General features: G+C 35.5%; 21 protein-coding genes. 11 read left to right on the top strand and 10 right to left on the bottom strand.

Annotated elements, in window-relative coordinates; all coding sequences use genetic code 11:
• Window positions 1-93: 93 nt before the first annotated feature.
• The 3 genes from NGC85_RS08560 to NGC85_RS08550 are packed head-to-tail and all read right to left on the bottom strand — an operon-like array spanning window position 94 to window position 2,223.
• Window positions 94-375 (bottom strand): DUF1634 domain-containing protein, encoded by a 282-nt coding sequence (locus tag NGC85_RS08560; RefSeq protein WP_254730222.1) that lies wholly within the window; start codon window positions 373-375, stop codon window positions 94-96.
• On the bottom strand, window positions 372-1,928 hold the full coding sequence (locus tag NGC85_RS08555) for a PepSY domain-containing protein (RefSeq protein ID WP_254730218.1): 1,557 nt from the start codon (window positions 1,926-1,928) through the stop codon (window positions 372-374). The genes NGC85_RS08560 and NGC85_RS08555 overlap by 4 nt, the downstream gene beginning before the upstream one ends.
• A 1-nt stretch (window position 1,929) precedes the next feature.
• Window positions 1,930-2,223, bottom strand: a complete 294-nt coding sequence (locus tag NGC85_RS08550) for a hypothetical protein (protein ID WP_254730215.1) — start codon at window positions 2,221-2,223, stop codon at window positions 1,930-1,932.
• 251 nt (window positions 2,224-2,474) lie between these two features.
• On the opposite strand from NGC85_RS08550, the gene lpxB reads away from it, so the two are divergent.
• Complete coding sequence (gene lpxB, locus NGC85_RS08545; protein ID WP_254730211.1) at window positions 2,475-3,659, top strand: lipid-A-disaccharide synthase; 1,185 nt, start codon at window positions 2,475-2,477, stop codon at window positions 3,657-3,659.
• A gap of 29 nt (window positions 3,660-3,688) precedes the next feature.
• Here the strand turns inward: lpxB and NGC85_RS08540 are convergent, their stop codons facing one another.
• A complete protein-coding gene (locus NGC85_RS08540; protein ID WP_254730208.1) occupies window positions 3,689-4,558 on the bottom strand; it encodes a DUF2797 domain-containing protein in 870 nt (289 codons plus the stop codon).
• A gap of 38 nt (window positions 4,559-4,596) precedes the next feature.
• Here NGC85_RS08540 and NGC85_RS08535 point away from each other — a divergent pair, with 38 nt between their 5' ends.
• Both NGC85_RS08535 and NGC85_RS08530 read left to right on the top strand, forming a co-directional pair.
• Window positions 4,597-5,058 (top strand): DUF6231 family protein, encoded by a 462-nt coding sequence (locus NGC85_RS08535; protein WP_254730205.1) that lies wholly within the window; start codon window positions 4,597-4,599, stop codon window positions 5,056-5,058.
• A gap of 158 nt (window positions 5,059-5,216) precedes the next feature.
• Window positions 5,217-5,846: a YidB family protein gene (locus NGC85_RS08530; RefSeq protein ID WP_254730202.1), complete on the top strand. Its 630-nt coding sequence runs from the start codon at window positions 5,217-5,219 to the stop codon at window positions 5,844-5,846.
• Between the two features lie 62 nt (window positions 5,847-5,908).
• On the opposite strand, the gene NGC85_RS08525 is transcribed toward NGC85_RS08530, so the two are convergent.
• The 3 genes from NGC85_RS08525 to NGC85_RS08515 form a co-directional block, all read right to left on the bottom strand.
• Window positions 5,909-7,015: a porin gene (locus NGC85_RS08525; protein WP_254730199.1), complete on the bottom strand. Its 1,107-nt coding sequence runs from the start codon at window positions 7,013-7,015 to the stop codon at window positions 5,909-5,911.
• A 257-nt stretch (window positions 7,016-7,272) separates the two neighbouring features.
• Window positions 7,273-7,686, bottom strand: a complete 414-nt coding sequence (locus tag NGC85_RS08520; protein ID WP_254730195.1) for an HIT family protein — start codon at window positions 7,684-7,686, stop codon at window positions 7,273-7,275.
• 78 nt (window positions 7,687-7,764) lie between these two features.
• Window positions 7,765-8,034, bottom strand: coding sequence for a YARHG domain-containing protein (locus NGC85_RS08515; RefSeq protein WP_169110263.1), 270 nt, complete (start codon window positions 8,032-8,034; stop codon window positions 7,765-7,767).
• Window positions 8,035-8,507: 473 nt separating this feature from the next.
• Here NGC85_RS08515 and NGC85_RS08510 point away from each other — a divergent pair, with 473 nt between their 5' ends.
• Window positions 8,508-8,789 carry a hypothetical protein gene (locus NGC85_RS08510; RefSeq protein WP_254730192.1) on the top strand — a complete coding sequence of 94 codons (282 nt, stop codon included), beginning with the start codon at window positions 8,508-8,510 and terminating at the stop codon, window positions 8,787-8,789.
• Between the two features lie 50 nt (window positions 8,790-8,839).
• Here the strand turns inward: NGC85_RS08510 and NGC85_RS08505 are convergent, their stop codons facing one another.
• From NGC85_RS08505 to NGC85_RS08495, 3 genes are all read right to left on the bottom strand, one after another.
• Window positions 8,840-9,175, bottom strand: a complete 336-nt coding sequence (locus NGC85_RS08505; protein ID WP_254730189.1) for a hypothetical protein — start codon at window positions 9,173-9,175, stop codon at window positions 8,840-8,842.
• A gap of 220 nt (window positions 9,176-9,395) precedes the next feature.
• Window positions 9,396-10,268, bottom strand: coding sequence for an NAD(P)-dependent oxidoreductase (locus NGC85_RS08500; protein ID WP_005053977.1), 873 nt, complete (start codon window positions 10,266-10,268; stop codon window positions 9,396-9,398).
• A gap of 3 nt (window positions 10,269-10,271) precedes the next feature.
• Window positions 10,272-11,357 (bottom strand): alpha/beta fold hydrolase, encoded by a 1,086-nt coding sequence (locus NGC85_RS08495; protein WP_254730186.1) that lies wholly within the window; start codon window positions 11,355-11,357, stop codon window positions 10,272-10,274.
• Window positions 11,358-11,547: 190 nt separating this feature from the next.
• On the opposite strand from NGC85_RS08495, the gene NGC85_RS08490 reads away from it, so the two are divergent.
• From NGC85_RS08490 to NGC85_RS08460, 7 genes are all read left to right on the top strand, one after another.
• Window positions 11,548-12,735, top strand: coding sequence for an O-succinylhomoserine sulfhydrylase (locus NGC85_RS08490; protein ID WP_254730183.1), 1,188 nt, complete (start codon window positions 11,548-11,550; stop codon window positions 12,733-12,735).
• A 12-nt stretch (window positions 12,736-12,747) separates the two neighbouring features.
• Window positions 12,748-13,077, top strand: a complete 330-nt coding sequence (locus tag NGC85_RS08485) for a YbaB/EbfC family nucleoid-associated protein (RefSeq protein ID WP_254730180.1) — start codon at window positions 12,748-12,750, stop codon at window positions 13,075-13,077.
• Window positions 13,078-13,142: 65 nt separating this feature from the next.
• On the top strand, window positions 13,143-13,739 hold the full coding sequence (gene recR / locus NGC85_RS08480; protein WP_005053986.1) for a recombination mediator RecR: 597 nt from the start codon (window positions 13,143-13,145) through the stop codon (window positions 13,737-13,739).
• A gap of 292 nt (window positions 13,740-14,031) precedes the next feature.
• Complete coding sequence (locus tag NGC85_RS08475; RefSeq protein WP_254730177.1) at window positions 14,032-15,174, top strand: HRDC domain-containing protein; 1,143 nt, start codon at window positions 14,032-14,034, stop codon at window positions 15,172-15,174.
• A 138-nt stretch (window positions 15,175-15,312) separates the two neighbouring features.
• Complete coding sequence (locus NGC85_RS08470) at window positions 15,313-15,618, top strand: YcgL domain-containing protein (RefSeq protein ID WP_169110277.1); 306 nt, start codon at window positions 15,313-15,315, stop codon at window positions 15,616-15,618.
• A complete protein-coding gene (locus NGC85_RS08465; RefSeq protein ID WP_034710405.1) occupies window positions 15,611-15,997 on the top strand; it encodes a hypothetical protein in 387 nt (128 codons plus the stop codon). The genes NGC85_RS08470 and NGC85_RS08465 overlap by 8 nt, the downstream gene beginning before the upstream one ends.
• 41 nt (window positions 15,998-16,038) lie before the next feature.
• Window positions 16,039-16,890, top strand: a complete 852-nt coding sequence (locus NGC85_RS08460; protein ID WP_169110279.1) for a MoxR family ATPase — start codon at window positions 16,039-16,041, stop codon at window positions 16,888-16,890.
• Window position 16,891: the final 1 nt, after the last annotated feature.

The following is a 16,891-nucleotide window of genomic DNA, read 5'->3' as shown; positions in this document are numbered from 1 at the left end:
CTAAAGCGGCGATGTTAGATAAATTGATAAAGCATTATGGAAACAATTCAACTCAATTTTTATAAACTCAGCTATATCTTGAAATCTAACAAGTTATCTTTTGCTTGGTTTTAATTCATTGATCCATAGCACCAGAATAAAAGTAACGGGTGTCGCAAATATCCACCAACTCACAAATCCGATAGAACTTCCATATTCTAAACAAAGCAGGCTACCTGCGAGTAAAAAGCAGATATATGCAACAACTTTGAAGTGAGTTCTGTAATGAATAAAAATTTGCTGATTTTTCGATTGTAATTTGTTGATCTGTTTAGCACTGCATCTATAGAGATTAAACATCCCAATCAAGATCAGAAAAAGACTGAAAAAGATCATACTTTTACCTCTTTTTTCGCTAATTTAGCTTTGATTTTCTGAGTGGATTTTTCTTGAATAGGGTGAATATTTTTAAAAATGAATACGGCGAATATTGCGAAAACAATTAAGAAAAGATCAATACGTAAGAATAACCAGTAACTTTTAAAATCTGAGATCAATTGATGATTCAGTAAATAGACAAAGTTATATACTGGCAAAGCTAAAGCTAACAATCCCATAAATAAAACCTGAGATTTCCACAAGTATTGTTTTTTAGTGAATAATGCAAAGATAAAACTTAGTAACCAAATGATGAAAAAGGTATAGATTTCATAATTTGGTGTCGTTTCAGTCACATGTACAAATCGATTGGCAAATAAATAGCTCATCATTGCAATTGGCAGGCCAATGAATGCAGCAACATTCAAGCGATCTACTAAGTAATAGCCAAAATGAAATTGATTAGACTTATTTTGAATTTGACGTTTTAAGCTCCAAAGTAATAAGCCAGAAGCAATCATTAAACATCCGAGTATGCCAGAGCAAAAAAATGCAAATCTAAGTGCGGGTTGTGCAAAAGTAGCCATATGTAAACCGTATACACCCGCATTTAATGTGGCAACTGAACTTTCATTGCGAGTATTACCGAGCGTTTTTCCATTACTATCAAATGTAATTTGCGCTTGATTTAAGGTAATTGAACGATCTTCTAATTGTTTAAATGTAATAATTGCTTGATCAGTATTGGGATTTTTAACTTCTATAGATGCTAGAGCTTGATCTCCCCATTGTTGTCTGACTTTTTCTAATAAACTATCGATAGGCAATATTTCTGATTTAATGGGTGCTGGTCTTTGCCGAGTATCTTGATTAACCGTTCTGATCTCAGTGAAATACTGAAAAGGATTTTCAGGATAAAGTTTCTGCATTCCCCAAGGGAGATAGATATAAAAGAAAATTGCTAAACCAGTAAATGTAATCGTCAGAAAAAAGGGAAGTGCAAGTACTGAAGAAACATTATGGAAGTCTAACCAAGAACGTTGAGACTTAAAGGTTCTCAAGGTAAAAAAATCTGTAAAAATCTTTTTATGCGTAATAATGCCTGACACCAAAGCAATCAACATGATAAAAGCCGCTATACAGGCAATTAGTCGCCCAATCATTACAGGGAATCCATAAAGTTGGAAATGAAAATTATAGAAAAAATCTCCGCCCTGAGTCGCTGATAGTTTTAATTCTTGACCAGAATTTGCATCTAAACTTCGACTTTCATAACCTCCTGTTGCTTTTTCCCAATACATTCTATTCACAGGTTCTTCTTGGTTGGCAACCTTGAGATACCATGATTTTGCATCAGCCGCATGTTGATTTAAATATTCTGTTGCTGTTGTAATCGCTTTATCTTGGTTTACTTGAATTTGTGCGAGCTGCGGTTGCATCCATAAATTAATTTGATGACGATAATACGAGCTTGTCCCCATTAGGAAGATGGCAAATAAAAGCCAACCGAAAATTAAACCTGTCCAAGCATGTAACCATGCCATTGATTGGCGTACACCTTTATTCTGCATTTTAATTTAAACCTACTGATAAGCCATATAAAACACCTGCCAAAGCTAGGCTAATCAGTGTTAATTTCAGCAATGAATGCACACAAAAGCTCAAAATGATAAATACCACATAAAATAAAATGGCGATAAAAGCTGCAAGATATATCGCTTCGGCTTTGTTAAATACATTCTTGAATAAAGAAGTGAGACTAATGCTTAAATACATCGTACAGATGTAACCCAATACAAATGTCAGAACAAAGCGATAGAAAACACTGAATCTATAGACAAGTGTAGGAGAGGTAGATTTAGCCATAATGAATCTTGATTAGGGTGTGGTGAAATAGAAACAAATCACATTTGGAAATGATTATTATTTATAATAAAGTTTAGTCCAAGTTCAATCAAACAATATTTCATCGTAAATCTAGATAATTTTTTAGTATGAAATAGAAAAAATAGATTAAAAGTGTATTCACCAATTGTGAACAAATTGCTTTTTTTAATATGATTCGATGTAAAATCATTTTGTTAGAATCATTTTAATATTTCAGTGGGGCATTCGTCTTGTCTAAGCAAAAACTAAAAATAGGAATCGTAGTAGGGGAAGTTTCTGGAGATACTCTAGGAGTCAAGCTAATGCGTAGTTTTCGTGAACAAGGCATAGAAGTTGAGTTTGAAGGAATTGGCGGTCCGCAAATGATTGCGGAAGGTTTCCATAGTTATTATCCCATGGAAATTTTATCTGTTATGGGAATTGTAGAAGTTTTAAAAGATCTAAAAAAGCTCTTTGCTGTACGTGATGGCTTGGTCGAACGTTGGACAGAAAATCCAGTCGATATTTTCATTGGTATTGATGCACCTGATTTTAACTTACGATTATCTAAAACGATTAAAGAAAAGAATTTACCAATTAAAACAGTTCAATACGTCAGTCCATCGGTTTGGGCATGGCGTCAAGGACGTGTGCATGGAATTAAAAAAAGCATTGATTTAGTCTTGTGTTTATTTCCATTTGAAAAGACCTTTTATCAAAATTATGATGTACCTGCTGCCTTTGTTGGTCATCCATTAGCTAAGCAATTACCATTGAAAAATCCAGTCATGGATGCTAAACACCAATTGGGCTTACTTGCAAATAAAACCCATATCGCATTATTACCAGGAAGTCGTCGAGGGGAAATTGAACGATTATTACCTTTATTGACTGGTACAGCTGAAATTTTGCACAGAAAATTTCCTGAAGTTGAGTTTTTAATCCCTGCTATTAATGATGCTCGTAAGCATCAAATTGAAGAAGGCATTAAAAACCTAGACGTAGATTTGAAAGCCAAGATTCATGTATTAGAAAATATTGACGATGAATCTAAAATTGGTCGAATGGTGATGAATGCCAGTGATATTGTGGCGCTTGCTTCCGGTACAGCAACACTTGAAGCCATGTTGTTACATCGTCCAATGGTGACATTTTATAAGTTGAATTGGCTGACTTATATTATTGCGAAATTGTTAGTTAAAATTCCATATTACTCTTTACCTAACATCATTGCTGGGAAAAAGGTGATAGAAGAATTAATTCAGGCTGATGCAACGCCACAGCATTTAGCGACCGAAATAGAAAAACTAATGGATCATGAAACTGCGCACATCCAAATGTTGCAACATTTAAGTATGCATAAGCAGTTAATTTCAGGAAATACTGAAGATCCTGTACATGCAATTTTAAGTTGTTTGAAAACAGATGCGATATAAAAAAGGTGGCATAAATGCCACCTTTTTGTTTAAGTTCTCAATACCAATTCGTAACCTGTATATTTACGAATATTGATCACACCAATATCAAGTAATAGATACTGACCTTTGATACCGTGTAAAACCCCTCGAATCTTTGGTGTCTTATCTAAGTTTAGCGATTTAATCTTTTCAGGATATTGTTCAACTGGATATACAAATTCTTTTGGTAATTCATTTTCCAAGAATTCCAAATCCTCATTGAATTCCAGATTTTGATTAAACTCATCGCGTATGCTTTGAATCTTAGGTGCAAATTCTTCTAAAATTTGATCACGTTGTTCAATTAAATTAAGTGGTTCCGCTTCACCTTTAAGTAACTTACGCCAATCTGTTTTATCTGCAATCTGAGTACCAATTAATGTTTCCAAATGCCCAGATAAGCGACGTGAACCAACTTTTAAAATCGGTAATGCTTGTGTTGCACCTTGATCTAGCCAACGTGTCGGCATATTTACAATACGGGTGATACCAATTTTTAGCGCACTAGAATTTGCTAAATAAACAATGTGCGGTTGAAAGCAAACTTTATGAGCAAAATCATCTTCACGACATGTACCGAGATGATAATGACAAGTTTCCGGTTTCATAATACATAAATCACACTCAGCTTTGGTCTTGAAACATTTAAAACAATGACCTTGTGAATAAGACTTAGGTGTTTTTGCGCCGCAAGAGGTGCAGAAAATATTTCCTGTCCATTCAATCTCTAACTCTTGCCCTAAAACAAAAGGTAGATCAGTTTCTGAACGATCCAATATAAATTTATATTCAACATTTGCCTTGCTTGTTGATTGATCAGTTACACTATGCGTTTTGAGCGCTGCATGCATTTTATGACAAATGCCTTGTAGTTCCATGAATAAACTCTCATCTTTCTCAATCAAGGGTTGCAGTTATGGCTGAACAAAATGTCATCGCTTCTATGCTAGACGATTTATCTAAAGAACAGTCCATTCATACTGCACTTTGTATAGGTCAACACATTGACCAAAATGCTTCGATTCAATGGCATTATTTTAACGTAACTGACTTTTTAAATCTGCCATTTACACAACGTTATGATTTAGGTTTTGTATTATTTGATACAGATGAAATGCAAAGTATCAGTGAAGTACAAAAATCGCAGTTATTGGTGAAATTACGTGACTTAATGGCAAAGCGTATTGTAGTCGTTAGTAAGTTGAACGATGAAAAGCTATTACGTTCACTTGGCTTCACACAACTCATTGATAAAACAACGCATGATAGCGATTTTGCCTTGTGGCAATTCAATATTTTGACTTATAAGCATGTTCCAGACTGGTTTAATTCTAAGTTTTGGGCAAATCCAGAAAATTGGAATAAATTTCGTTGGTAAGCTCTCGATATTTTCTGCACGTATATTCGCCTCTTTGAATCGAAACGGTATAAAACTGATTGCATGTTCTTGCAAATTTTAACATTTTAACTTTGTTATCGATTGTGAAAGCAGCGTATGCTTTTTGAATAAATAATTCCAAAAGGAACGTGTAGCTCATGACGGATTTAACAAAGATTGTTGAAATTTTAGCGAAACAAGCTTTAGGCGGTCAGCAGCAATCAGGACAAAATAGTGGTTTAGGTGGAATCTTAGGTTCTGTATTAGGTCAACTTGGCGGCGGACAACAACAAAATAGTCCAAATCAACAACAAGGTGGGTTAGGTGGAATCCTTGGGTCTGTTTTAGATCAATTTGGTGCTGAAAATAATAATTCAACCCAAACCCAAAGTAATACAAGCGGTGCAGGTACTGCACAAACCTTATTGATTGCTGTATTGCCTATTATTCTTGCGTGGATTCAAAAACAAGGCGGTTTGCAAAGTGCATTAGATAAACTGAAAAATGCGGGTTTGGCAAATCAAGTACAAAGTTGGGTCGATCCACAACAACCAAATGCTCAAGATGTTCCTACCCAAAATATTCAAAACTTATTTGACGACCAAGATGTAGAACAAGTTGCACAGCAAACGCAAGCACCAAAATCAGCAATTTACGGTGCTATTGCATCGGTCTTACCTCAAGTGATTGATTCGCTCACACCACAAGGGAGCAGTACAAATCCGCAAGAAGCGAATCAAGATATTCAGCAAGTCTTAAATTTAGTCAGTGGTTTCTTAAAAAAATAAATTAAGTAAAAAATAAAAGGGCATATAGCCCTTTTATTTTTAGTATTAGTTTTTACTTCAGATTAGAAGTTGTATTCCATACCTAAACCGATAGTTGTTTTCTTATCATCTTTTACTAACCAATCACGTTTTTGTTGACCAACTACGCCATAAAAACGTGCTTGTTTATTGATTTGATAGTCTGCACCAAGACCATATAAATCTTGTTTACGATCATCACGACCATTCACTTCAGTTGTTGAAGAGATGTATTCTGCTTTTAACTTAATTGGTGTAGAAGGGATCGTATAAGCAGCTGTTACGCCATATGCATCTTCTTGTAAGCCTTTATAAGAAGTTACAACAGCAGGGGAACCACTCGTTACAGTAACAGTATCATCTGTTGGTTGTGCAGTTTGCCATAACGCACCGAAAACTAAACCATCAGCACCAATTTTAGTTAAGTCTAAAGAACCTGTAACACGGATTGCATCTGTATAAACAGTATTATCGCCACTCAAGTCGCTATATGCGTTGTATTTTGAAGCAACACCAAAGTTACCAGCAACTGCTGCTGCTAAGCCCCAGTCTTTATTTTCATAAGTAAGCGAGGTAGAAACACCATCACCGAAGCTGTCACGACTACCTGTTTGACCTTTTGCATTATTTTTTACAGCAGAAGATTCTTCACCTTGTTGGAACATGATGTTGAAAGCTAAACCACCTAATAGTTTTTTATCGGTTTCAAAGCCGATTACGTTTTTCAAACGATCTTCACCCACTAAAACTTTAGTCATATCTAGTTCATTGTGGTCGTTGAATATATCTTGGTTATTACCAGCTGCATTTTTAAAGTAAGAGTCAAATTGACCTACTTTTAAAGTCGCAATACCATCAGATTTAATACCGACAAAGCGATTGCGGTTAGAAAACGATTCTTTCTGATCGCCATCGGCATCAATTTGCCATTCGATTAAATAAACTGCTGATAATTTATCAGTTAATTTTTCTTCGCCTTTTACCCCAATACGAGAAGCATTTGAGTTTACTTTTGTCACGCTTTCGTCTTTAAAGCCATTCTTATCGATTTGATCTAGAGTTACGTTGAGCTTACCATACAATGTTGGTGCTGCTTGCGCTGCATTCATGGCTAAAGTTGCTACAGTAGCAGCAAGAAGCAATTTTTTCATTGAGATTTCTCCAAAACACTTTTTGTAAATGGCTGATGCCTTAGTTACTGTTATAAGATTGCTTATGTACAAAAAGTTACATAGCTCACTAACTTGTATGCAGTATCGGCAAACTTTGTGACAAAGAAGTGAAAGAAAAATGACAGTTTAATGACGATTCATATTTAGCAACATTTATGCTTATTATTGATTTTTATAAATTTATGATAATAAAAAACGGAGCATAGCTCCGTTTAATCAAAAATATATTAATAAGATCACAGTACAGCTTTAATTTTCTCAGCGAGCGATTTAATTTTTTCCTGATCACCCATTTGAGCAGCGTGCCGTCCTAATTCATGAATAGAACTTGGGATCAAATGGAAATGCACGTGAGGAACGGTTTGTCCTGCTGCAGCACCAGAAAGTTGCATCAATACGATACCTTTGGCGTCTAACGCTGTCTCAATCGCTTTTGCAATCTTTTGGACGATTTGAATCGTGTATGCGGCTGCTTCAGGTGGTAAATCAAGCAAGCTCACTGCTGGAACTTTAGGAATAACCAAAGCGTGACCATCGGCTTGAGGCATAATATCCATGAACGCGAGTACATGATCATCTTCATATATTTTGATTGCTGGTAATTCACCACGAAGAATTCGAGCAAAAATATTCTGGTCATCGTATGCCATGAATAGTCCTTTATTTAAAAAACTTTTAAGAAGCTAAATGAAAATACGGAACTCAACTTGTTCCGTATGCTTCATATATTATTTGCAATTCAACTCTTTTTGACGAGTTTTAATTTCATCAAGACGTTGTTGCTCTTTATCAGAGAACTTTGGCTTAGTTGTATGGCAGTTTTCATTACCATATTTAGCTTTTGCATCCGCATCTTTGAAACAGAAACCTTTAGAAGCATAGATAAGATTGTAATCATCTTGCAGTTTTTTGCATTCTTGTTCTGGCGTTGCAGCTTGAACATTTACACCTACAAGGGTTATTAATCCAGCAAAAACCGCAGCCGTTAACTTATTCATGAGGTATTCCTCTAATCAAAAGAGTATAAACCAAAGTTGTTTGTAAAAGAATTTTACATGTCACATTTGGTTACTACGTAATAAACAATATACGGCTTATTGGTGAAATTTCAATGAAACAGTATTATACGAGTGTAATTTTACTCCATAATTTATTCATTAAATAAATTTTAACGATAATTATCAGTGCTTTAATTTGTTACATGAGATGAAGAATAAATTCACTCTATTTACAAATTATTGTTTATTCTTTAATCAAAAAACTGTATTGCACGAGCTATTCAAGATCATTGAATTAAGAATGAACCAGTCTAATTTTTAGACATAAGGGAAAGTCATTTTATTAGGGCATTGATGAAGTGAATATAATTATGCGTTTTAAAGTCGTTTAGGTGAATAATTTTTCTAATCATTATTAATGACTATATTTTACTATTTGATAAACTATATGCTCTAAAAGAAGAGTCAATTTAATGAAACATATAATATTTGGAATAATTTCAGTTTTAATATCAATAAATACTTCTGCCAGAGAAACCAACTCTATACGTTCATCATATGAACTCGTAGGTATTGGGGATAGTGAAAGTGATTTGCTTAGGAAAATTGGAAAACCATATCCGAGGTATTTTATTTACAAAGAGGGACGACACACCTGCGCCGCAACGGAATATATCTATGATATTGATATGCAAATTTACACTGTTTGGGTCTGTAATGGGAAAGTCTTCAAGATTGATGTAGCCAATAAATAATAAATGATCCAATTGAAGCTCTTTAGAGAAGAGCTTCAATATCTAATTCTCTAAAAAATTCTTGAACTCGCTATATATTCTTTTGAGATCGAATTAAGGCTATCTAATATCTTTGCTGAATCACGAGTTAATATAGCTGTATTAAGATCACTCATGTAGTGAACCAATTGATCTTTAACTTTTTCAGCAAATTCCGAAGTTACAGCTTGATCTTCATAAAGAAGTACATAGTTTTTGGCAAAACCATAAATGAGAAGTAATGAGCTATATTCGAGTTGCTGATCAGAGTTTTTAAGAGATTGTTCACATTGAACTTTTAATTGTTTATAAGCATCAGTTCCATTAGCAGAACTTTTAAAATTTTCAAAAATAGTTTGGAATTTCATTTTGATAACTCACTTAAAAAGAAATCCTACAGGTCTATTGAGTCAAAATCAAGCCTCAATTGTTTTAAAAAATTACGTGATAAATTTACTATTTTTGAAGCAGAAGATATTGTTTAAAAATTTACTAGAACTGCTCAAAATGAACAGTTCTAGTCTTTTGATCATATTGTTTTGAAATGACCTAAATAAAAGATAAATATTGCTTTTATAGAAGAATCGTTTAATCCAATGTAATTTTACTCCAAGATTCATACAACTTAACAGCAGAAGAAAAATCACTATTAGGCTCAGCCATTAAGTTTGCAGCTTGAATCAGACTTTGGGTTAAAGACAAAATTGGAGCGGGGAGTTTAGCTTCATGTACTAAATCCAAAGCGATTCCAGTATCTTTTGCGAGTAAAGGCAAAGCAAAAGTTACAGGAAATTCACGACTGAGTACACGCTGAGGGAAAATGGTTTCTGTCACTAGGCTTTTACCACTGGAAGCATTGATACAATTCAAAGCAGCATCTAAATTCACCCCATGCGCTTTAAGCGTCGTAAAACCTTCAGCAACAGACCATAAATTTACAGCAAGTAGCATGTTATTAATCGCTTTTACCGCGAAGCCTGCACCAGAATCACCGACATGTTGAATGAGCTTGCCCAATGCAGCCATTGCAGAATAAGCGCGTTCAAAAGCTTCAGTGTTACCACCAACCATAAAGGTTAATGTTGCATTCTCAGCACCAATTGTTTGTCCACTCACTGGCGCATCAAGAAAATCGATATTTTTAAGCTTTAATGATTCAGCTAAACGACGACCTGCATCTGGAACACCACTGGTGCAATCAATCCAAATGGCGCCTGATTTAATTTCAACGCTTTCAATCAGTGTTTCAACATCCTGACTAGTAGGTAAGCAAGAAAAAATAATATCGGCTTGGACGGCTTTTGAGAGTGATACGGCTGTTGTTCCATATTCTGTTGCATGTTGCTCAGCTTTACTGAAATTTCGATTCCAAACTAAAACCTGATCGAAATGTTTTGGTAAATGTGCTGCCATGCGATATCCCATAGCACCTAAACCGATAAATGCAACAGATTGAATCATTGTCTACCTTCTTCTTGGTGTTGATCGTTCTGCTAACCAGTTTGTAAGTGTCGGCCAGAACTCAATTGAACTATTTTGACTAGACATTAAACCTAAATGCCCACCTGGTATCAAAGTAAACGTGACATCACGACTACTTGTCAACTGAGTCAGTGGAAAGGCTGCATCGGATGTAACCAGTTGGTCGCCTTTACCAGCGCCTACTAAAAGTGAGCAATTAATATTTTTCAATTCAATTGTTTTATTCTTTAATGTGATTGCGCCATTCTTTAAAGGATTCTGCATCCAGACATTAAACAGCATGTCTTGGTTAATACCGCCCGGATAATCAATCATGTTGTTTAAGAAATGGCTCAGTGTGGCATCTTCTTGCACAAGTTTAAGGTTATCCAAGTTTTTTAATAATTGGATATTTCCATCAATCCAACCTTTTGGATCAAGCAATTTAAAGCCTAGTGAATTTAAAAAACCTGGGGAATGAATCATTAATTTGGGTAAGCGATTATAGATATAGTCTTTGACTTTCTCATTACGCGTAGTGACATAAGCGAGAGTTTTGTACAGTTTGCCAATATAGCCTGAAGCATAACTATCAATTGGACTACCGAGAACCACAAGATTCTTAACAGCATTTGGTTGATGGCGTGCGGTATAAAGCGTGACAAAGATACCCGCCATACTCCAACCATGCAGTGAAATTTCTTCAGATTTAGAATGCTTTTGAATAGCTTCGATACAACGTGGAATAAATTTATCAATAAAGGATAAAAAGTTAATTTGATAATTTTTATAAGTTAATTTGCCCCAATCAATCAAATATACATCGAAACCAGCTTCTTGAAAGTGTTTAACCAATGAACGATATGGATAGAGATCATAAATATCCATATTGATCGCCAAAGGTGCTACAAATACCAGTGGTTCTTTATAACGTTTATTTTCTGAGGCGTAAAAACGAACACAAGTTTGCTTAAATTGAGCAATGACTTGATAGGGTGTTGACTGGGACAGCACAAGTTTGTCAGATTCAAATACGCGCATAGCGAGATGTTTAAAATTTATTTTTTGCTGTTCCACAAGCGATTTCATCTATGAAAGTCTCATCATGAGTCAAGATTGCACGAAGTCTAAGCGATAATTTCATCTTATGCCTTGACCTTAAATACATTAGGCGATCAAAATATTGGCATATTTATACAGTATTTAATAAGCCTTTATAAAAGTTATTACTTTAAAGTAAAGGATTATTACAACCATTGATCATAAGGCATACAAAATCATGAATCCCAACGATGATTTAGAATATCAAATTGAAACACTCGCTATTCGTACAGGTCATGACCGTACGGCTGAAGGTGAACATAGTGAGCCAATTTTTTTAACCTCATCGTTTGTTTGCGAAAGCGCCGCTGATGCTGCTGCAAAATTTTCTGGGCAAATTGAAGGGAATACTTATTCACGTTATACCAACCCAACTGTACAAGCATTTGAAAAGCGTTTAGCTGTGTTAGATGGCGCAGAGCGTGCAGTTGCGACCAGTTCTGGTATGGCAGCAGTGCATGCAATTTGTATGGCTTATTTAAAAGCTGGTGATCATGTAATTTGTTCTCGTGCTGTATTTGGTTCAATCATTGCTTTATTTGAAAAATACGTTGTTAAATTTGCTGTTGAAGTAACCTTTGTTGATTTAGGTGATCTTGAAGGCTGGAAACAAGCAATACGTCCAAATACACGTCTGTTATTTATTGAATCACCTTCAAATCCTTTGGCACAAGTGGGTGATATTCAAGCCATTGCAGATATTGCTCATGCTCATGGTGCTTTGTTTGCAGTAGATAATTGTTTCTGTACGCCAGTGTTACAGCAACCTATTAAGTTTGGTGCAGATCTAGTTCTATATTCAGCAACCAAATACATTGATGGTCAAGGTCGCGCTTTAGGTGGTGCTGTTGTTGGCAAGAATGATCTGATTGAAGAAATTAATGGGGTTGTCCGCACGCTTGGTAATTCAATGAGCCCATTTAATGCTTGGATTTTCTTAAAAGGTTTAGAAACTTTAAGTATCAGAATGAAAGCCCATTGTGAAAATGCTCAAAAACTTGCTGAATGGCTACATCAACACGACAAAGTTGAAAAAGTTTATTATGCAGGTTTGCCTGATCATCCAGGGCATGAGCTTGCTAATAAACAGCAAAAAGGTTTTGGTGGCGTTGTATCTTTTGTCGTAAGAGGCGAGCGTCAAGGGGCTTGGACAGTTATTGATAATACGAAGTTTTTATCTATAACTAGTAATTTAGGTGATGTTAAGTCAACAATCACACATCCAGCAACCACCTCACATGGTAGAATGTCTGCTGAAGCCAAACAAGCCGCAGGAATTGAAGAAGGGTTAATTCGAGTTTCTGTCGGTTTAGAAGATATTGATGATATTATTCGCGATATATCACGTGGTTTAGATTTAATTTAATGAGAGAGACTTATGAACATTAATATGCTCATGCAGCAAGCTCAACGCATGCAAAAAGACATGGAAGTAAATGTTAAAAAAGCCAAAGAAGAGCTTGCTCAGACTGAAGTTCATGCTGAAGCAGGTGGTGGCTTAGTAAAAGTAACCATGACTTGCCGTAACGTAGTGAAACGTATTGAGATTAGCCCTGAGCTATTACAAGACGAAGCGGATATTATTGAAGACTTAATTGCTGCTGCAATGAATGATGCAGCACGTCAAGTAGAAATTATCTCTGAAGAAAAGCTTAAAGGGGCAAACTCTGGTATGGGCTTACCACCGGGCTTATCAGGTTTATTCTAATTTAATGCTCCCGAAAGTTGATATGAACTTAGGGAGCATTTTCACAAGCGTTGTCGAGTTTATTTGTGTTTAGTGAAAGATTTGAACAGTTAGTTCATGCATTACGTATTTTACCCAGTGTTGGTCCAAAATCAGCACAGCGTATGGCATTACATTTATTAATGAAAAACCGTGAAGGTGCTTTCGCATTATCATATGCTTTGCATGAAGCATCGAGCCATATCCACGAATGCCGTATTTGCCACTCTTTAACAGAGCATGAGATCTGCGATATTTGCGCATCTGTTGAACGAGATGATCAGTTGTTATGTGTGGTTGAATCACCTGCTGATGTTATGGCGATTGAACAGAGTGGCAGTTTCCGTGGTAAATATCATGTATTAGGAGGACATTTATCTCCATTAGATGGTATTGGGCCAGAAGAAATTGGTATTCCTTACTTGATACAACGTTTAAGTGAAGGAAAAATTGAAGAAGTCATTTTAGCAACGAATGCAACGGTTGAAGGGCAAGCGACTGCTCATTATCTTGTTGAAGCAACGAAACATTTGCCTATACATATGACTCGAATTGCACAAGGTGTACCACAAGGTGGTGAGTTAGAATATGTCGATAGCCACACTTTAAGCCAAGCTGTACATAATCGTATGCGTATGAAATAAAGAGATAATTAAGTATTTCTTTATATCCATTTTAAATTCATGCTGTTAATTTAAACAAATAATTAAATTTTACATTTTGTCTTACATTTAGATAGATATATTTTGTGCATTTTATGGCACTATTGGCGAGCGAAAAGGATTTTCGTTTTTTGATGAATATAAAGGGAGTTAACCTCATGTTTTGTGTATGGAATACTGATTAATTTTATTTTTTGCATTTGAGGTAGTTCAAGCAATATCTAATTGAAGATTAATTGCTGACTGTTCTTGTTATTTTTTTATTTGAGCAAATATGTTTCAGTTTATCCAACAGCAAAATGAACTCGCTGTTCTCCTTACCCAAATGGAACACTGTTCCACTTATGCACTCGATACAGAGTTTATTAAGGTTGATACCTTATATCCCAAATTAGGTGTGTGTCAGATTAATTGTAATGGTCAAATTGCTTTATTAGATGGTACATCGCTTAATTTAGAGCATTTTTGGCACAAGTTGTTTACAGCACAACAGAATATTTTTCACGCCTGTGGTGAAGATATTGATCTGATTTATCATTATGCAGAACAAAAACCCCTAAAGAATGTATTTGATACCCAAGTTGCAATGTCTTTTCTGGGACACGGCTTACAGGTCAGTTATCAAAACGCATTGAAATCTTGTTTAAATATCGATATTGAAAAAGATCAAACGCGCTCAAATTGGCTGGCAAGACCATTAAGCCAAGATCAATTAAGTTATGCAGCTAATGATGTGCTTTATTTAGTGAAGCTAGCAGATACTTTAAAAACTGATCTTAAAGCTAAAGGGCTTTATCAATATGTTTTGGAAGATTGTCAAAACCTAACTAAAGAAATTGCAATGGAAACGCCACTTGCAGAACTTTATGCAGACATTGGTAATTATCGTCATAATCGCCGTGAATTAATGCAATTACAGCAATTAAGTATTTGGCGTGAGCAAATCACCAAAGCGTTAAATCAACCTCGTAGTTTTATTCTTAAAAATGCAACCATGATTGATTTGGTTGAGAAGAATCCACGTAATAATTTCCAACTCGCTCAAATAAAGGACATGCGTCCGAATGTAGTTCGTGAGCATGGTAAAACCATATTAGATTTATTAAAGTTTTTACCTCCTGAAGATGAGTGGCCATTGAGAATGGCACGACCTGTGAAAAGTAATTCGAAAGAAGTAGCACCAAAAGTGGATGCTTTAATCGAAAACATCGTTATTCAGACAGGTATCCCAAAAGAAGTGCTGTTACGTAAGAAATGGTTACATGCCATTTATGAGTATGTTGTATTTCATTTTGATGAGCAGGATTTACCAAACTATTTACTTGGTTGGCGTTATGAGATTTTAACGAAGCCACTCATTGAACTTTTACGACAAGATATTGAATATTTAGCTACACAGATGAAAATTTCTAATTAAAAGCCTGAGTATGAAACACGACTGCTGCGTTAACATTCGTTAATGTACCTAAGTTTTTTTTCATGTATGCTGTTTGTGGTTTGTTGCGTTTAAAGACTGTCAACAGCCCCTAAAGATTGACAAGAGTTGTGAGTAGACATGCACTGCGATATTTATAGATCAAGCAAAAAAGACGAAATGTATATGTATATTGCTCGTCCAGACTATTCTGCTGATAAAGAACTAGACAATCCCTTTGAATCTGTTCCAGAAAATGTTTTACAAGCTTTCGGCAAAGCTACTTTTGTTATGCATTTAGAACTTCACCATGAGCGTAAACTTGCTCGTGTGAATGTTTTACATGTTTTAGACTCATTACAAACCAAAGGTTTTTTCATCCAAATGCCGCCAGAAGGACTCATTAATCCGAATGCGGTAGAACCTGAGGGCTTACGTGGTGCTTGAAACTTTAACAGCAATTTGGTCTCGCATTCTTTCAGTTCTGGATCAATTTCCTGAAGAGAATGTTGCGATTATTGTTTATGTTACAGGGACAATTATTGCATTGTGGTGCTGGTATCGCTTGATGTCTCGATTACCCAATCCAATCGGTGGGATTCTCTGGATTATTGTCTTTGCTATTTTGGTAACGCCAACGATTTCAGAAGGTCCCAACTCGGCATTAGCACCCGCGATTTTTGGTTTGATTTTTGGCGTATTGACTAAGGAATATGTTTTAGTCTGGTCTAATTTATCCTTGATCCTATTTGTTACTGGCATTGGCTTGTCTATAGGTTTTTGCTGGTCAAAATACACTGCAAATAAAATTGCGCACTCGGTTTAGATATTCACATAAAGTTAAAGATAGAAAAATAAGGTTCTAAAATGTCTGCTGATACACAACACTTTACTGGTACTGATCAATATATTGCAACTGACAGCCTAAAACTGGCAGTAAAAGCCGCACGTGCCTTACAAAAGCCATTATTGGTGAAAGGTGAGCCAGGTACGGGTAAAACTTTACTTGCCGAGCAAGTTGCAGAAAGTTTGGGACTAAAACTGATTACTTGGCATATCAAATCAACAACTAAAGCGCAGCAAGGTTTGTATGAATATGATGCAGTTTCACGCTTACGTGATAGCCAGCTAGGTGATGATCGTGTCTATGACATTAAAAACTATATTAAACCGGGTAAATTGTGGGAAGCATTTACCAGTGAAGAACGTTGTGTATTGTTGATTGATGAAATCGACAAAGCAGATATTGAGTTTCCAAATGACTTATTACATGAACTAGATAAAATGTCGTTCTATGTTTATGAGACAGGTGAGACCATTACAGCGACACAACGACCTATTGTGATCATCACTTCAAATAATGAGAAAGAACTACCAGATGCATTCTTGCGTCGTTGTTTTTTCCATTATATTGAATTCCCAGATGAAGTAACCATGCGTGAAATCATTGCTGTTCATTTCCCTAATATTTCAAATACATTGGTCAGTGAAGCATTACAAGTGTTTTTTAAGTTACGTGAAGTGACTAATTTAAAGAAACCACCATCAACGTCAGAGTTAATTGACTGGTTAAGCTTACTCATGGCAGATGATATGCCTGAAGATGTATTACGCAATCACGATAAATCTAAAGCAATCCCACCTTTGTATGGCGCGCTGATTAAAAATGAACAAGATGTACAATTACTTGAACGTTTAGCATTTATGTCACGCCGTTAAG

The sequence above is a fragment of the Acinetobacter sp. Z1 genome (assembly GCF_024296945.1).
GTDB lineage: Bacteria > Pseudomonadota > Gammaproteobacteria > Pseudomonadales > Moraxellaceae > Acinetobacter > Acinetobacter beijerinckii.
Note: the sequence above shows the minus strand (reverse complement) of the source record. Positions and strands in the feature narration are given on the sequence as shown.

Coding starts and splice junctions, on each gene's coding strand:
- NGC85_RS08550 (WP_254730215.1), bottom strand. CDS start 2,223: ATGGCTAAATCTACCTCTCCTACACTTGTCTATAGATTCAGTGTTTTC.
- NGC85_RS08505 (WP_254730189.1), bottom strand. CDS start 9,175: ATGAAATTCCAAACTATTTTTGAAAATTTTAAAAGTTCTGCTAATGGA.
- NGC85_RS08535 (WP_254730205.1), top strand. CDS start 4,597: ATGGCTGAACAAAATGTCATCGCTTCTATGCTAGACGATTTATCTAAA.
- NGC85_RS08495 (WP_254730186.1), bottom strand. CDS start 11,357: ATGAAATCGCTTGTGGAACAGCAAAAAATAAATTTTAAACATCTCGCT.
- NGC85_RS08500 (WP_005053977.1), bottom strand. CDS start 10,268: ATGATTCAATCTGTTGCATTTATCGGTTTAGGTGCTATGGGATATCGC.
- NGC85_RS08460 (WP_169110279.1), top strand. CDS start 16,039: ATGTCTGCTGATACACAACACTTTACTGGTACTGATCAATATATTGCA.
- NGC85_RS08490 (WP_254730183.1), top strand. CDS start 11,548: ATGAATCCCAACGATGATTTAGAATATCAAATTGAAACACTCGCTATT.
- NGC85_RS08515 (WP_169110263.1), bottom strand. CDS start 8,034: ATGAATAAGTTAACGGCTGCGGTTTTTGCTGGATTAATAACCCTTGTA.
- NGC85_RS08530 (WP_254730202.1), top strand. CDS start 5,217: ATGACGGATTTAACAAAGATTGTTGAAATTTTAGCGAAACAAGCTTTA.
- NGC85_RS08475 (WP_254730177.1), top strand. CDS start 14,032: ATGTTTCAGTTTATCCAACAGCAAAATGAACTCGCTGTTCTCCTTACC.
- NGC85_RS08555 (WP_254730218.1), bottom strand. CDS start 1,928: ATGCAGAATAAAGGTGTACGCCAATCAATGGCATGGTTACATGCTTGG.
- NGC85_RS08560 (WP_254730222.1), bottom strand. CDS start 375: ATGATCTTTTTCAGTCTTTTTCTGATCTTGATTGGGATGTTTAATCTC.
- NGC85_RS08485 (WP_254730180.1), top strand. CDS start 12,748: ATGAACATTAATATGCTCATGCAGCAAGCTCAACGCATGCAAAAAGAC.
- NGC85_RS08520 (WP_254730195.1), bottom strand. CDS start 7,686: ATGGCATACGATGACCAGAATATTTTTGCTCGAATTCTTCGTGGTGAA.
- NGC85_RS08525 (WP_254730199.1), bottom strand. CDS start 7,015: ATGAAAAAATTGCTTCTTGCTGCTACTGTAGCAACTTTAGCCATGAAT.
- NGC85_RS08510 (WP_254730192.1), top strand. CDS start 8,508: ATGAAACATATAATATTTGGAATAATTTCAGTTTTAATATCAATAAAT.
- NGC85_RS08470 (WP_169110277.1), top strand. CDS start 15,313: ATGCACTGCGATATTTATAGATCAAGCAAAAAAGACGAAATGTATATG.
- NGC85_RS08540 (WP_254730208.1), bottom strand. CDS start 4,558: ATGGAACTACAAGGCATTTGTCATAAAATGCATGCAGCGCTCAAAACG.